Consider the following 15,278-nt stretch of genomic DNA (forward strand, 5'->3'; position numbering starts at 1 on the left):
GCGCATGGAAGGGGCCGGCAAGCGGGTTGGATACGCCTTTCGGGTGAATCAGGCCTATCGGGCCCCATGTGGCTCCGTAGCGTGTCAACCTGACTACAAGGGGCGACATTGATCGCGACTCCGGGCGGGAGCCTGGCATGGACGGCAGGGCGGAATCGGCCGCGTCTCACCCACAGCGGCAGCTGCTGCGGCTGGAGCAGGTGGCGCACCATCTACTTCCCGAGCTCGTCGAGGTGGAACGGCGGGCCCACCAGGCCAGCAGCCACTACGACGACGAGCCGTGGCAGGCGGAGAACTTCACCCGCCCGCTGCCCGGCAAGGCGGAGCTGAGCCTCGTCGCCCTGGTCTCGGGCAGGCCGGTCGGCTTCCTCATCGCCGCCCGGCAGTGGCACGGGGCGCACATCCACCGGCTGGCCACCGACCCCGTCCACTGGGGCACCGGCATCGCCTCCCAGATGCTCGACCGCCTCCTCGCCGGGATCTCCGGGTCCGTAACCCTCGTCTGCGACCCCCGCAACAATCCGGCGCTCTCGCTCTACGCACGCGCGGGATTCGGCGTCACCGGCAGCACGTCGGCCGGGAAGGTCGCGCTGGCGGGCCCGGGCCGGGCCGGTGCCGCCCAGGACCACGGCAGAAGCTGAGAGGACATCACGATGCTCTGCAGTAACCCGACATTCGAACGAAGCCTTTTCGTCGGGGCGCACCTCGACGACATCGAGCTCGCGGCCGCGGGCACCGCCGCCCGGCTGGTCCGGGCCGGGGCGCTGGTGCGCTTCCTGGTGATGAGCACCTCCGCGTACACCGCCTACGACGGCAGCCGCTGCCGCGAAGCCGACGTGGCGGTGGCGGAGGGGAAGGAGGCCGCCACGACACTGGGCGTGAAGGAGCTCGACATCCTGCGGTTCCCGGCCAAGGACGTGGAGAACCACTCGACCGTGGTGGAGGCCATCAACAAGGTCGTCGACGACTTCAGGCCCACCATGGTCTTCACGCACTGGCCGTTCGACACGCACCGGTCCCACGCCAACACCGCGCTCGCCACCATCGCCGCCGGCAGGTACTACAACTCCATCGTCATGTACGAGCCGATCACGCCCGCCGGGCGCAGCTACGTCGGCTTCCGTCCCCAGCTGTACGTCAACATCGACGACACCGTTGAGCTGAAGCTCCGGGCGCTGCGCCAGCACCAGTCGGAGTATGAGAAGTACGGCGGGGAGAAGTGGATCGAGGGCGTCGAGGCCCGCTCCCGCTACCGGGGCTACGAGATGGGCGCCCGGTACGGCGAGGCGTTCGAGATCTCCCGCATGGAAGCCCTGATGTGACGGCGTGACAGCGATGAGAGTCACCATTCACCAGCCCGAGCACCTGCCGTGGCTCGGCCTCCTCGCCAAGGTGGCCGCCTCCGAGCTGTGGATCGTGCTCGACTCGGTCCCCTACCGGAAGAACTACGTCCAGAACCGCAACCGGGTCCTGCTCGACGGGCGTCCCACCTGGCTCACCGTTCCCGTGTCCGCACCTCTCGGCACGCCCATCCACGAGGTGCGGATCTGCGAGGTGCCACACTGGCGGCGGCGCTACCGGGGACGGCTGGCCCAGGCACTGGCCGCCACCCCGGGCGCGACGCGCATCGGCCCCGTGCTGGAGCTGCTCGACGCCGCGCCCCCCGGCGGCCGTCTGGCCGATCTCAACCTCGGCCTCGCCGCCTGGCTGCTCGGCCAGTTCGACGTCAAGGTGCCCCGGGTGCGCGCCTCCGCGCTCCGGGTGGCCGGGACCCGAAGCGAGCTGCTGGTCAACCTGTGCCGGGAGGTGGGCGCCGACGAGTACCTCTCGGGGCCTTCCGGACGGGAGTACCTGAACCTGCCCGCCTTCGCCGAGCAGGGCATCGCCGTGAGGTTCTTCGACTTCGACCACCCCGCGTACGACCAGGGCGACGCGCCGTTCGTCCCCCGCCTCTCGGCGGTCGACGCCTGGGCACGGCTGGAAGCGCCCGAGCTGCCGCCGCTGCTGTCCCGCTATCGGCTCAGCCCCGCATGACCGCTCAGCGGCCTGCGCGCGGCCTCACCGTCGTGACGTTCTCCGGCACCAGGCAGCCGAACGTCACCGTCTCCAAAGACTTCCTCACCTGGGAGGCGCTGGGCGATCAGCTCGGCCGGGCTCACTGCGTCTGGGCGGGCCCGTCGCTGGACCTGTGGCGCGGATCACTGCACGTCGTCAGGCGGCCACGCCGGCCCGGCGCGCGCTCGCTGGCGTGGGTGGCCGGGGCGGCCAGGACCGGTACACGCCTGGCGCGTGCCGCCGCCCGCCGGGGCGAGGTCGTCGTGCTCAACGGCGCCGAGCCGTGGGGGTGGCTCGCCGCGTGGCTCGTCTCGCGCCGCGTCAGGCTCCCCTGGCTGATGGACGTGCACGGCGACTACCTCGGGCTGCCCGCCGCCTCGCTGGGGCGCTGGCGCCGGGCGGTGCTGCGCAGGGGCGTCGTGGCGTCCGCCCGGCGCAGCACCGCCCGCCGCGTCGTCGCACGGTCGATCGCCGACGCGCTGGAGCGGCACGGCATATCCTCCGTCCTGATCCCCTCCCGGCTGCTTCCCGTCTGGGAACAACCCCTGCCGCGCGCCCGCCCGCCGCTGGCCGACCCGTCCGCTCCCCGGCTGCTGGCGGTGGGCCGGCTTCACCCGTCGAAGGGCTACGACCTGCTGCTCGCCGCCGTCGCCGAGCTGGTCACGACGCTGCCCGGCCTGCGGCTGCGCATCGTGGGCGACGGGCCGCTCCGGGGCGCCCTCGCGGAGCGGGCGCACCGTCTCGGGCTCGGCGACCATGTGGCGTTCCCCGGCGAGCGGGACGTGGCGGGGGTGCGCGAGGAGATGGCCGGCGCGGACATCTTCGTCATCTCCTCGCGGGACGAGGGGATGCCGCGCACCCTGATGGAGGCCGCGGCCTCCGGCCTTCCCGTCATCGCCACCTCGGTGGGCGGCATCCCGGCGGCCACCGAGGGCTGGGAGAGCGTGACCCTGGTCGATCCCGAGCCGGCGGCCATCGCGGCGGGCGTGCGCCGCGTCGTCGGCGCCCCGCACAGCGCCGGGCAGTTGGCGGCGGTGCGCCAACGCGCCCTCGCGACATACGGCTTCGAGACCAACATCGCCACGCTGGCCACTCTCTTCCGCTCCGTGGCCGGTGCACCGCCCGATCCGGGCTGAACAGCCTAAGGAGGCTTGTGTCCTGATGTACGGGGAAACATCAGGACATGAGGGAAATCACCATGAGGCGGGCGGCGATGCTCCGCCGATGGGTCAGGCAGGCAGGCGTAAGGCCGGTCGCCTCCGTGCTGAGCGGACATCTGGCGATGCGTGCGCTGGGAGCGGGCATCCGGCGGTGCACGCCTCCGGGCATCGCGGACTTCACCCGCTCCGGCGGCCGCCTGGCCACGTCGGCGGCCGCGTTCCTGGAGAGCCTGGGATGGCAGCCGAGTCAGGTCGCCGAGGTGCTCGGCGAATACCCGGAGGTCGCCGAGCACCTGGCCGCCCGCTACGCCGAGACGGAGCTCCACTACCCGAGGACCCACGGCGTCGAGGCCGAGACCAGCGCCGCGCTGTACGGTCTCGGCAGGCTGCTGCGGCCGGGATCCGTCGTGGAGACCGGGGTTGCCGACGGCCGCTCCTCCTGGCTGCTGCTCTCCGCCCTGGAACGCAACGGGACAGGCGTGCTGCACAGCTTCGACATCAACGCCACCGCCGGCCGTCTGGTGGGCCGGCACCCCCGGTGGCGACTGAAGATCCTCAGCGCCACGTCTCCCGAAACCTCCCTGAGCCGGGCGCTGGCACGCATCGGGCGGATCGACCTGTTCTTCCACGACAGTGATCACATGTACCTACCGCAGCTGTTCGAGTACGGCCAGGCATGGCCCCGGATGACCCCGGGCGGGGTTCTCGCGAGCGACGACGTGAACTGCAGCAGGGCGTTCCTCGACTTCTGCGGGGTCAAGGGCCAGCGCCCCGGGTTCCTCTTCGACTCCAGGAAGATCACCGGTGCGGTGCGCCTGGCGGCGGCGCCCCGGCCGTGCGCCGAGCAGCCGCAGCCGGTGGGGTAGGCCGATGGGACGGATGGCCGGGGACCAGCGGGCGGCGCGGCCTCGGCTGGTCTACGTCGTGCCTCACCTGTCGGAAACGGAATCGGAGCATTTCGCGCACATACCGGCCCTGCTCGCCGCACTCGGCGAGCGGGTCGACGTTGCGGCAGCCGTCGAACGGGGGACGCCCCCCGCCCGGCTGCCCGGCGTGCGCCTCCTGCTGCGCGTGCCCGGCCGGGGCCGGCTCGGCCGGGTGCTGGGCACGGCTCTCACGATCCACCGCTGCGCCCGCGCGGGCTATCGCACGTACTTCCTGCGCTACTCCACACTGTTCGTGATCGCCCTTATTCTCACCCGCCCCCTCTACCGCCACCGCATCCTGTTGTGGCGCAGCGGGCTGCCCGACGTGCGGGAGCCGGAGCAGCGCAAGACCCTCGGGGACCGGGCCCGCGACGCCGTCAACCGCGCGACGGCACGGCTGGTGCATTGCCTGGTGACGGGGCCGGAGACGATGGTGCCCCGCATGGCCGGGCTCTGGGGGGTGCCACGTCACCGGATGCGGCTGCTCTACAACGACGTGGACGCCAGGCGCTTCACCCCGCTGGACGAGGCGGAGCGGGCCAGGGTCCGCGCGCGGCTGGGGTGGGACGAGGAGGAGTTCGTCATGCTCTTCGTCCACCGGCTGTCGTACCGCAAGGGCGTCCGCCTGCTCACGCCGCTGCTCGGCGCGGTCCGCTCGGCCGTCGAGGACGGAGTGGACGGGGCGGACGGGGCGTCCCGCACGCGCGTCCGGCTCGCCGTCGCCGGGGACGGCCCGGAGCGCGCCCGTCTGGCGCGTGAGGCCGCCGATCCCGCGCTGGGCGGGCGGATGCGGCTGCTGGGTGCGGTGCCCAACCGGGACCTGCCCGAGCTGTATGCGGCGGCGGACTGCGTGGTCATGCCGAGCTACGAGGAGGGCTTTCCGCGCGTGCTGCTGGAGGCAATGGCCTCGGCCACCCCCGTGGTGACGACGAACGCGGGCGGATCGGCCGACGTGGTCGGCGCCGGCTACCCGTATGTCGCGCCCGTCGGCGACCTGGACACTCTCGTGGCGCACGTGCGCGCCGTGGCGGCCACACCGCCCGCCGAGCGGCGGGCGCTGGGGCTGCGACTGCGGGAGCGGGCGGAGCGCGAGTTCTCCCCCGAGCGCGTCGCCGCGATGCTCCACGCCCTGCTGTGACGGCCGGACCCGGCACCGGTCCGTGGCCCCGGCCGTCCTGGAGCGCCCTACCCGGTCCTGGATGACAGCCAGGCCCACTGGCGTTCGACGCCCTCTCGCAGGGCTACCGAGGGCCGGTAGGCGAGCAGCTTGCGGGCCTTGGAGAGGTCGGCGGCGGTGGTCCGCACGTCGCCCGCCTGCTCCTCGTCGGCCCGCACCGGGACCTCCTTCCCGGTGATGTCGGCGACGTGCCGCAGCACCTGGCGCACCGTCACACTGTCGCCGCCGCCGACGTTGACCGCCTCGGCGGTGGCGGGCGCGACGGCGGCCGCGATGGTCGCCTCGACGGCGTCGGTCACGAAGGTGAAGTCACGGCGCTGCCGTCCGTCCCCGTACAGCACCAGCGGCTGCCCGGTGAGCACCGCGCGGAGCATGCGGCCGATGGCCATGTCCGGCCGCTGCCGGGGGCCGTAGACGGTGAAGTAGCGCAGTGCGACCACGCTCGTGGTGCTCCCGGGCGCCAGCGCGTAGGCGAGCGCGAGCCGCTCCGCGGCGAGCTTGGTGACGCCGTACGGCGACCTCGGCGCCGTGACGCCGTCCTCGCGCAGCGGGCCGGTCCCGGCGGTGTCGCCGTAGACGCTGGAGGAGGAGGCGAGGACCAGGCGGGGCACGCCGAGCGACTGGCCGGATTCCATCAGCCGCTGCGTGGCCAGCACGTTGCAGGCCAGGTACTCGCGGAAGGCGTCTCCCCACGACGGCCGGACGCCGGGAACGCCGGCGAGGTGGAAGACGGCGTCCGCGCCCTCCAGCCACCGCTTCAGCTCGTCGGTGACCAGGTCGCCCGCGACCAGCCGGAAGGCGGGCTCGCTCAGCGCGTCGCGGAGATTCTCCGCCGCCGTGTCGTCGTTCTGGGGGGAGCGCCGGTCGATGCCGAGGACGGTGACCCCGCGCCGTAGCAGCGCGTCCACCAGATGGGAGCCGATGAAGCCGGCGGCACCGGTGACGACCGCGCGTTCGATGCGATGTGGGGGGGTTGTCGTACTCATCGCTCAGTTCCTTTCGTCACACGTGCCCCCCGGTCTGGAGTCGGTGCCGCACCCAGTCCATGCGGCGCCGCGAGACGGCCAGCACGTCGGGTCCCTGAGCGGAGGGGCGGGACGTCGGCGTCAGCTCGTTGCGGTCCGGGTCGTAGAGCGCCAGGTCGTAGCCCTGGTCGTCGAGCCATCGGAGGAGGAGTGCGCGGGAGGATCCGTAGCGGCCGAGGAACCGGTCCACGAGTTCCACCATCCACACCGCCGGCTCCCCGCGCGTCATCAGCCGGGTGGCGCCGAGGAGGGCCTGGTGCTCGGCGCCTTCCACGTCGAGCTTTCCCATGGCGAACGGCCGCTCGGGCAGCACGTCGTCGAGCCGCCGCACGATCACCTCCGGGCCGGCGGCCTCGTCAGCCTCGGTCCGGATGCGGGAGCCGACGCCGTTGAGCACGAACGGCACCCGGCCCGGCTCCGCGCCGATGGCCACGTCGTGGACGGTGACCCAGTCCAGCCGGCTCGCCCGGACGTTCTCCCGGAGGCGGTCCAGGTAGGCCGGGACCGGCTCGAACGCGTGCACTGCCCCGGTGGGGCCCACGAGTTTGGCCGCCAGCAGGGTGAACATGCCCTCGTTGGCGCCGCCGTCGATGAAGCCGTCCCCCGGGCGGAGGAAGCGCTCCATGAAGGTCATCTCCTCGTAGTCCGGCAGCCCGCCGAAGTAGAGGAACCGGCCCACCTGGGAGCTGTCGGGGTAGGCGCGGAACGGCATGCCGTCGTACACACTCAGGTCGAACGGCCGCCCGATGAGCCGCTTGTACGCCTGCCAGCCGGTCATGGCGGCCAGGGCGCGGACCCGGCGCCCGCGGTTGGCGGGGTGGTCCCAGATCATCTTGATCACGCCGGCGACGGTGGTGGGCACTTGCCGGTTCCTTTCCCGGATTCGACGGGGCGGGGTACGCGTGGGCGGCCCGCGGCCAGCTCCTTGTAGAGGTCCTCGAACCACACGGCGGTCGAGGCCATGTCGACCACGACGGCGTCCTCACGGGCCCCTGCCCGCAGCCTGCGGTGGGTCTCCGGGCTCATCGCCGCCAGAATCCCGGCGGCCAGGGCCTCGGCCGACTCCGGCTCGGTGAGGATGCCGTTGTGCCCGTGGCGCACCAGGTCGGGCACGCCGCCCACGGCGGTGCACACCACCGGCACCCCCGCCGCGAGCGCCTCCATGATCACCACGGGCAGCGCCTCGTGGTGCGAGCTGAGGACCACCAGGTCGGCACAGGCCGCGAGTCGCCTGGCGTTCGGCACCTGGCCGAGGATGCGGACCCACTCGCCCAGCCCGCGGCGCGCGACCTCTCGGGCAACCCCGGCGCGCAACTCGCCCTCGCCGGCCAGCAGGAACAGCGCGTCGGGCCGTCGGCGCACCACCCGGTCGGCGGCTCTCACCAGCAGTGTGTGGTTCTTGATCCAGGTGAAGTTGGCGACGCAGACCACGACGAACGCCCCATCAGGCACCCCGAAGTCCGCGCGGGTGGCGGCCGCCCGTTCCGCCCAGTGCCGCTGCTCGGCGAGGTCGACGCCGTGCACCCTGCTGACGAGGTGCCGGGCGCCGCGGGTGGTGGCGGCGCGCGCCACGAGTGGGGAGACGGCCACCGTGACGTCGTCCAGACCGATCGTCAGCCGGTTGAGGAGAGCGGTGGGCCGCCGCAAATGGACGCTGTGCATGGTTGACATCAGCCGGCGCCGGTGCGGCATCAGCCGGACGCAGGGCCGCAGCACGCCGGCCGGCAGCGGTGAGTGGACGTTGACCACGTGGGGTCGCAGCCGTCTCACGGTCGACGCCAGACGCAGGTAGGGGGACGAACCCAGCGCCGGGGACAGGTTGACGACCGGCACACCCGCCTTCCGCAGCCGGTCGGTCAATACGCGGGTGCGGGCGCGCAGGCACACCACCGTGTACGACACGCCGTCCTGCGGGGCAAGGCCGAGCCGTTCGGCCAGCAGCACCTCCGCACCGCCCACGTCGAGGGTCTTGATGACCTCGCAGACCCGCACGCCCGAGACCGCCCCTGCGATTCCGCACATCGAAACTCCCCTTCGCATGTGCCGCAGGGAGCGTGCCCCGAAAGTTCACCCATCATATCCATTTATCGACTAAACAATGCTTTCGGGTGAACGATGGTCAGAACTGACCACCCGGCCCGCGTCACCAGGGATAGTGCGGTGGTATGAGAATCGCGCGGGTGAGCTATCGAATTCCCCCCGAGCCCGGTGGAATGGAGCGCCACGTCGAGTGCCTGACGCGCGAGCAGGTCGCCGCCGGGCACCAGGTGTCGCTGGCGTTCCGGCACGGGGCATGCGTGCCGGACGGCGCGGCACCGATTCCGACGCGGCCGTGCGCCGCGTCCCGCGTGCCGGCCGTGGTGTCCGACAGGCTGGCCTTCGCCGCGCAGGTGGCCCGGGCCCTGCGCGGCGTTCCGGGCGGCCCTCGCGGTGTGGACCTGGTGCACCTGCACGGCGACCACGTCGAGGCCCTCGTGCTGGGACCGGCGTGCCGGCGTCTGGGCGTGCCCCTGATCGTCACCGTCCACGCGACACTCAGCGAACGCCACCGCCGGTTGGCCCGGCACGCGTTCCGGCACGTGGCGGGGTTCGTCGCACTGGGCGAGGCGACCGCCGCCGACCTGAGGGCCCGGGGCGTGGAGGCGCGGCGCATCCTCGCGATGTCCAGCGGACTCGAGCTTTCCCGGATGCCGCCGCCCTCTCCAGCCTCCGCCCGCGAGCCCGGCCTGATCGTCAGCGTCGGCGCCCTCAACCCGATGAAGGACCACGGTCTGCTGATCGAGGCGTTCCACCGGCTGGCCCGAGACCGCCGCGGACTTCGCCTGGTGATCGCGGGCGACGGCCCGGAACGCGACCGGCTCGGACGGCTGGCGGCGGCAGGCCCCGGGGTCAAGCTGGCCGGCGCGCTGCCGCGGGAAGAGGTCTACGACCTCCTCGGGAGGGCCCAGGTCTTCGTGCTTGCCTCCCGCAGGCTCGCCGGGAAGGGCGAGGGCGTGCCCACCGCCGCGCTGGAGGCACTCGCCCTCGGCACGCCGGTCATCGTCTCATCCCACGCCACACTCGACCCGGTCGTCACCAACCCGAATGCCTACCGCGTCTTCGCGTCCGGATCGGCGGACAGCCTGGTGGCGGCTGTGGCCACGGTGCTTGACGACGCCTCCGCGCGAGAGCGGATGGGAACGCTGGGCAGACAGGCGGCCGAAGCGCTGGACTGGCCGGTGGTGGCCCGCCGCGTGGAGGAGTGGTACGCGACGACGCTTCGCAGGGTGGCCCGTAGAGACCGCGGCAGCGGAGGACGTCGCGGCGCCTTATGCGCCGCGTTGTCTTCGACCCACCCTGCCGCCTCCGAGCCTGCACCAACGTCCCCCGAAAGGGGGAATGCTCGACGCAAGGGTGACGTGATAGTGTACTTCGCCTGTCCCGGGGCAGGAGTTACGGATGAGTGGTCACCCACGGCGAGAATATCGAGAGGTATGCCACGGCGCGTAGCCTGCCTCGCTGCGAATGAACTTTATGCGTCCCTGCGCGCAACGAGCGCCGCGCGCGAAGAACCGGGAAAGGGAAATCTCCGAGCGCCCCTGATGCGCAATAAGGAAAGCTGGTCGCGATAGCGTGCGGCGTATCCGGATCAATTAAGCGTCGTTGATAGGGTGTGACCGAAGAGAGCAGAAGCAGGGAGATGTCCGCTTCTGGTGAGGATGCGGAGGCTTCCCTTTTGCGAACGCTGTTGCGATCTCCTGGACATGCTGCTTACCTCTGAGGCGGCTCGGGAGAGGAATTAGACCGGCGCTTGACACGGACAGGGATCTCTCGAGACTAGTGGCTCATTCGTCTCGGCATATTTCCATCAAGGGGAAGCTGTTTGTCTTTCAATTGAATGCAGGAGCGTTCGGCGCTGCCCCTGGGCGCCGCATGCCCCGCGCCGGCGTGGTGCCGGCCGGGTTGCCAGGGCATGTAGCCACCCGGGGGAGGCGCCCGACGCGTAGAGCGGCAGCTGCTCCCCGATGTGGAGTACGGCGCACTCTTCTCCGTCGTCGGTTGTCCAGCGGTGGATCTGAATCTCCCTGGATCGCCGCCCGCACTCAGCTCGGTGTGGATGGGATGGGTCACGGCGATTCGTCCCCCTCTCGGCCCGCGCCGGGGACCCTCTCATGTGCGGCCCTGTTGGCCTGTCGGGTAGGGCTAAGCCGATGCAAGGACCGCTCCATTCGCTTCGGTTGTGAGTGGGCTGGGGCCGCCCCGCGCCTGCCAGTACGGGGCGGCCCCATCGGTGTGGGGTTCACTAGATGTCAGGAGCCGCGGCGAGATGACGCCGCTCGAAGGCGCAGGGCCCGCTCGTCCGGACGCATTTCACGCTCAATGGGCTACTGATCGCGCTTGCATGCGAACTTCCTTTACTCTTACTTTTGAGTGCATCGATGTTGGCGGACTGTCGTTGATTCGGTGCCGCGAGCGGCCTGTCTCTGGGCACATCCACCCTCCGGCTCACCGGGGGAGAACCGATGGCTCAACGCACGCCCCTGCTCTCGCCGCACCGAGCAGTGCGGCAGTCCATGTGTGCGAGGAGAGACGCATGGCCTACGGGGAGTGGCGCAAGACGCGCAATGGTAGGTAATACCGAGGGCGCTACCCACGGCCGCACGGCAATCTGGACTCGGTTAAGGATGAACACGGCCAAGTCGTCCGGTTCAGGAGCAGGCGGAAGGCTGAGAAGGCTGCGCGCGACACCGAACGGGACGAAGAGGCCAAGGCGGAGCAGAACCAGTGGGTTCCTCCGGAGCGCGGTCGGATCACCCTGCGCGAGTACGTGTACGGCGTCGAGGACGATGAGGGATGGTTCGGGGCGCTGGATCTCGTCCCGTCCAGTATTGAGGACTAGCAGCCTCCCTGACGCACATCCTCCCGCGCTTCGGCGACACGGCCATCGGCGACATCCAGGCGAAGGCGATCGATGCGTGGGAGCGCCGAGAGCGGGAGACTGGCGCGGTCAGCTCCGTCATGGGCTACCGGAAGATCCTGCACCTCATCCTCGAGGACGCCGTCGAGGAAGGTACCCGGGCCGGCAACCCGGCAAAAGCGCCGCAATCGCGGGAAGCGGGCCGGCCGTTCGTCGTCACGTGGACCGGAGAAGAAGATCACCGACTCGTTGGGCAGCCTGCTGCTGGCCGAGCGGGCAGCGCTCCTTGCCGGACGGGATGATGAGTTCGTCGCGACGGTGACCATCGGCTACACCGGCATGCGGTGGGGCGAGATCGTCGGCCTCGCCCCGAAGTTCGTCCGGGAGGAAGTGGTTCGTGTCGAGCAGCAGCTGACGAGCTGAACTCCGGGACCCTGGCCCTTTGCCCGCCGAAGGACGACTCCTACCGCTATATCGACGCCCCGAGGTGGTTAACGGGTCTGCTCGCCGACCAGACCGCGCGTGCCACCGGGCCGTGCCCCTGCCATGGCCATCCGTTCGTGTTCCGTGGCTGGGGCAGCGGGCGGAAGGGCTCCCGGTCAGGGCCGACGCTGGCCGACGTCGCCCGGGAGGCCAGCGTGTCCACGGCAACCGTCTCCAACGTCCTCAACCGGCCGGAGCGGGTCACCGAGCGCACGAGGGCGCGCGTGGAGAAGGCAGTCGCCGAGATTGGGTTCGTGCGTGGCGGCAAGGTGGTGGAGCAGGCGGCGCACTGGCGCCGCTCCGGCTACGCGACGTGGATCTTCACTCCGGCCGCGACCGGATGGTACCCGCCGAAGGCACCGCACCCTCGGCATCCGGTGCCGATCATCGCGGAGCCGTGGCCCGGTGTGCCTGCGCGCGGTCGAGGTGCGGCGGCTCGGGCAACGGGGGTCTGGGAGCCGATCCAGGAAGGCCTGACGCGGCACGGGCTACGGCACACCCACCGCACGGTGCTGGAGGAACTCGGCACGCCGAAGGTGCTCGTCGACGAGCGGATGGGGCACATCGACGGGTCGGTGTCCGCTCGGTACGCTCATGTCACGGACAGGATGCGTCTACGGCTCGTCACCGATCTGACGGAGTTGTGGGAGGCGTCGCTGGACGCGAGAGCGGAGAAGTCCCCGCGCTCGCCGGTCCCGACGCTGGACGCCCTGCTCCGGGAGCGGGCCGCAGCAGCCGAGCAGTAGCCAACCAAGATCCACTCCCCATTTCGCTCCCCATTCGTCTCCGGGCATGCTAAGAGCCCCTATCCTGTGGTGGAATAGAGGCTCTGACCTGCTGTTTTCCTGTCGGGACGGCGGGATTTGAACCCACGACCCCCTGACCCCCAGTCAGGTGCGCTACCAAGCTGCGCCACGTCCCGGTGCCGGTTTGGCGTTCGCAACCTTACCTCATCGGGCAGGGTGCGTGCTCAGGGCCTGGTGGTGGGGGTGGGGTCGAGGGAGCGCGGGGGGAGGTGGTCGCCGACGGCGGTGCGGTGCCACCAGGCGCCGGTGGCGCGGCGTTCACGCCAGGTGGTGAAGCGGTAACGGTAGAGGCGGGCGCGTACGTACGCGGGCGGGGCGGTGGGGAAGGGGTTGGTGCGCAGGAGGCGGAGGGTGGCGCGGTCGCCCTCCAGAAGGCGCTGGACCAGGCGGCGCAGCCAGGGGTGGGGGCTGTGCGGGGCCAGGGCTGCGAACCACATCAGCCAGTCCAGGCGGAGGTGGAAGGGCGCGAACTGACGCGGGAGGCGGCGCGGGTCGCCCGGCTTGCCGTGGAATTCGTACGCCTCCCAGCGGGCGTTCTCCCCCGGATCCGGGTCGTCGGTGCCCTCCAGCACCACCTCGTGCCGCAGCCGGGTCATGGTGCCGAAGGCGCCGTAGGTGTTGACCAGGTGGAGCGGGTTGTAGGAGCGGTTCATCTGCTGGGCGGGGGAGAGCAGGTTGCTGACCGGCCAGTAGCTGAGGACCGCGACCACGGCGGTGGCGGCCAGCACCAGTGCCGTGAACCAGCCCGGGGCGTCCGGCTGGCGCGCGGGCGGGTCCGGCAGCAGCGGCATGTGGCGGGCGGCCAGCGCGCCGTCCACGGCGGCGACGGCCAGCAGGATCGTCAGCCAGTTCAGCCAGGCGAAGTTCCCCGAGGCCACCAGCCACAGCTGGGTGACGATGACGAACGCCGCCGCCCAGGTGGCGACGGGCTGGGGGAGGAGGAGCGCGAAGGGCGCGGCGAGCTGGGCCACGTGGCTGGCCGTCGCCTCCACCCGGTGCAGCGGGCGCGGCAGGCGGTGGAACCACCAGCTCAGCGGGCCCGGCATGGGCTGCGTCTCGTGGTGGTAGTACAGGCAGGTCAGCTTCCGCCAGCAGGGATCGCCGCGCCACTTGATCAGCCCGGCGCCCAGCTCCACCCGGAAGACCAGCCACACCATCAGCAGCAGCCCGAGCGTCGGCGGCGCGATCTCGTCGTTGCCGAGGAAGATCGCCAGGAACCCGGCCTCCAGCAGCAGCGACTCCCAGCCGAAGGCGTACCAGATCTGGCCGGTGTTGACGATCGAGAGGTACAGCAGCCACAGCACCAGCCACGGCAGCATCGACGCCCACAGCGGCAGCGCGTCGGCCGCGCCCGCCGCCACCGCGGCGGCCAGCGCGGCGCCGGACCAGGCGACGAGCGTCAGCAGCCCGTCGGAGTAGCCCAGATGGAAGAGGCTGGGCGCCCGGCGGAACGGCACCCGGCGCAGGAAGTCGGGGGCCGGGGTGAGGCCGTGCTCCCCGGCCAGCGCGCGGAACTCGCGCGCCGCCGCCAGGAAGGCGACCAGGTACACCACCGCGAGCCCGCGCTGCAGCACCAGCCGGCTCAGCCACGCGTCGGGGTCGGCGATCCAGTCCATGGGTCCATCCGTACCACCCGTGGGCCCTCGGTGGCAGGCCGATGAAGCGTTGACCAGCGCGGCCGGCAGGACGTAGCTTCCTGCGCGGTAGTCACTTACCCCGGACGAAAGAGGCCCGCGCATGGCGCTGACCGATATGCCGCTGGACGAGCTGCGGAGCTACCGCCCCGAGGTGCAGGAGCCGGGCGACTTCGACGACTTCTGGTCCAAGACCCTCGACGCGGCGCGCGCCGCCACGGACGCGCCCGCCGAGTACCGGCCGGTGGCCGACTCCCCGCTGACCGCGGTGGACGTCTTCGACGTGCGCTTCCCGGGGTGGGGCGGGCAGCCCATAGCCGGCTGGCTGCTGCTGCCGCGCGGCGGGACGCGGCCGCTGCCGGCCGTGGTCAGCTACATCGGGTACAGCGGCGGCCGGGGCCTGCACATCGAGCACCTGCTGTGGAGTGCGGCCGGGTACGCCCACCTCGTCGTCGACACCCGGGGCCAGGGCCACGACACCCCCGACCCCGACCCGGTGCCGAGCCCGCAGTGGGTCGGCGGCTTCATGACCCGGGGCATCACCGACCCCGCGCACTACTACTACCGGCGGCTGATGACCGACTGCGTGCGGGCGGTGGACGCGCTGCGCCTGCACCCGGCCGTGGACCCGGAGCGGGTGATCGTCGCCGGCGGCAGCCAGGGCGGCGGGCTGGCGCTGGCCGCCGCGGGCCTGGCGGGCGACGCGGTGGCGGCGGCCCTGGTCGACGTGCCGTTCCTGTGCCACTACCGGCGGGCGAGCGAGATCGCCGGCGACGGCCCCTACCCGGAGATCGTCAACTACCTCGGCATCCACCAGCGCGTCGACCCCGCCGTCGTCTTCGCCACCCTCGACTACTTCGACGGCGTCCACTTCGCCTCCCGGGCCACCGCCCCCACGCTGTTCAGCGTCGGCCTGATGGACCCGATCTGCCCCCCGTCCACGGTCTACGCCGCCTACAACCGGTACGCCGGGGAGAAGGACATCTCGGTGTGGCACTACGGGGACCACGCCGGCGGCCGGGGCTCCCAGCCGCAGGAGCAGCTGCGCTGGCTGGCCGGGCGCGGGCTGGCGCCCGAGCGCGCGTGACGCAGGCGTAACGCCGCGCGCCCGGCGC

At 71.7% G+C, this 15,278-nt stretch carries 12 protein-coding genes, 1 tRNA gene and 1 pseudogene; 9 read left to right on the forward strand and 5 right to left on the reverse strand.

Annotated features, from left to right (window positions below):
- The first annotated feature begins 137 nt into the window (after positions 1 to 137).
- The 6 genes from ACTWQH_RS01540 to ACTWQH_RS01565 all read left to right on the forward strand — a co-directional run bounded on the left by ACTWQH_RS01540 (position 138) and on the right by ACTWQH_RS01565 (position 5,279).
- Positions 138 to 641, forward strand: a complete 504-nt coding sequence (locus ACTWQH_RS01540) for a GNAT family N-acetyltransferase (RefSeq protein WP_443284413.1) — start codon at positions 138 to 140, stop codon at positions 639 to 641.
- Between the two features lie 12 nt (positions 642 to 653).
- Positions 654 to 1,322 (forward strand): PIG-L deacetylase family protein, encoded by a 669-nt coding sequence (locus tag ACTWQH_RS01545; protein WP_443284414.1) that lies wholly within the window; start codon positions 654 to 656, stop codon positions 1,320 to 1,322.
- Between the two features lie 13 nt (positions 1,323 to 1,335).
- Positions 1,336 to 2,034 (forward strand): WbqC family protein, encoded by a 699-nt coding sequence (locus ACTWQH_RS01550; RefSeq protein ID WP_443284459.1) that lies wholly within the window; start codon positions 1,336 to 1,338, stop codon positions 2,032 to 2,034.
- Positions 2,031 to 3,191: a glycosyltransferase gene (locus ACTWQH_RS01555; RefSeq protein WP_443284415.1), complete on the forward strand. Its 1,161-nt coding sequence runs from the start codon at positions 2,031 to 2,033 to the stop codon at positions 3,189 to 3,191. Before ACTWQH_RS01550 ends, ACTWQH_RS01555 begins: the two co-directional genes overlap by 4 nt.
- A gap of 146 nt (positions 3,192 to 3,337) precedes the next feature.
- Entirely contained in the window at positions 3,338 to 4,081 is a 744-nt protein-coding gene (locus ACTWQH_RS01560) for a class I SAM-dependent methyltransferase (protein ID WP_443284416.1), read from the forward strand.
- A 4-nt stretch (positions 4,082 to 4,085) separates the two neighbouring features.
- On the forward strand, positions 4,086 to 5,279 hold the full coding sequence (locus ACTWQH_RS01565; RefSeq protein ID WP_443284417.1) for a glycosyltransferase family 4 protein: 1,194 nt from the start codon (positions 4,086 to 4,088) through the stop codon (positions 5,277 to 5,279).
- 47 nt (positions 5,280 to 5,326) lie between these two features.
- Here the strand turns inward: ACTWQH_RS01565 and ACTWQH_RS01570 are convergent, their stop codons facing one another.
- From ACTWQH_RS01570 to ACTWQH_RS01580, 3 genes are read right to left on the reverse strand one after another with little or no spacing between them, the layout of a single operon-like run.
- Positions 5,327 to 6,304, reverse strand: coding sequence for an NAD-dependent epimerase/dehydratase family protein (locus ACTWQH_RS01570; RefSeq protein WP_443284418.1), 978 nt, complete (start codon positions 6,302 to 6,304; stop codon positions 5,327 to 5,329).
- Between the two features lie 16 nt (positions 6,305 to 6,320).
- Complete coding sequence (locus ACTWQH_RS01575) at positions 6,321 to 7,205, reverse strand: FkbM family methyltransferase (RefSeq protein ID WP_443284419.1); 885 nt, start codon at positions 7,203 to 7,205, stop codon at positions 6,321 to 6,323.
- Positions 7,181 to 8,365, reverse strand: coding sequence for a glycosyltransferase (locus ACTWQH_RS01580; RefSeq protein ID WP_443284420.1), 1,185 nt, complete (start codon positions 8,363 to 8,365; stop codon positions 7,181 to 7,183). The genes ACTWQH_RS01575 and ACTWQH_RS01580 overlap by 25 nt, the downstream gene beginning before the upstream one ends.
- A gap of 158 nt (positions 8,366 to 8,523) precedes the next feature.
- Here ACTWQH_RS01580 and ACTWQH_RS01585 point away from each other — a divergent pair, with 158 nt between their 5' ends.
- Positions 8,524 to 9,954 carry a glycosyltransferase family 4 protein gene (locus ACTWQH_RS01585; RefSeq protein WP_443284421.1) on the forward strand — a complete coding sequence of 477 codons (1,431 nt, stop codon included), beginning with the start codon at positions 8,524 to 8,526 and terminating at the stop codon, positions 9,952 to 9,954.
- Between the two features lie 1,037 nt (positions 9,955 to 10,991).
- Positions 10,992 to 12,469 (forward strand): annotated as a pseudogene (locus ACTWQH_RS01590) (LacI family DNA-binding transcriptional regulator).
- A gap of 102 nt (positions 12,470 to 12,571) precedes the next feature.
- Here the strand turns inward: ACTWQH_RS01590 and ACTWQH_RS01595 are convergent.
- Positions 12,572 to 12,645, reverse strand: a tRNA-Pro gene (locus ACTWQH_RS01595).
- 48 nt (positions 12,646 to 12,693) lie between these two features.
- Positions 12,694 to 14,145 carry a lipase maturation factor family protein gene (locus ACTWQH_RS01600; RefSeq protein ID WP_443284422.1) on the reverse strand — a complete coding sequence of 484 codons (1,452 nt, stop codon included), beginning with the start codon at positions 14,143 to 14,145 and terminating at the stop codon, positions 12,694 to 12,696.
- 121 nt (positions 14,146 to 14,266) lie between these two features.
- Here ACTWQH_RS01600 and ACTWQH_RS01605 point away from each other — a divergent pair, with 121 nt between their 5' ends.
- Complete coding sequence (locus tag ACTWQH_RS01605) at positions 14,267 to 15,250, forward strand: acetylxylan esterase (protein WP_443284423.1); 984 nt, start codon at positions 14,267 to 14,269, stop codon at positions 15,248 to 15,250.
- Positions 15,251 to 15,278: the final 28 nt, after the last annotated feature.

The organism is Streptomyces sp. 6N223 (assembly GCF_052246635.1).
Lineage (GTDB): Bacteria > Actinomycetota > Actinomycetes > Streptomycetales > Streptomycetaceae > Streptomyces.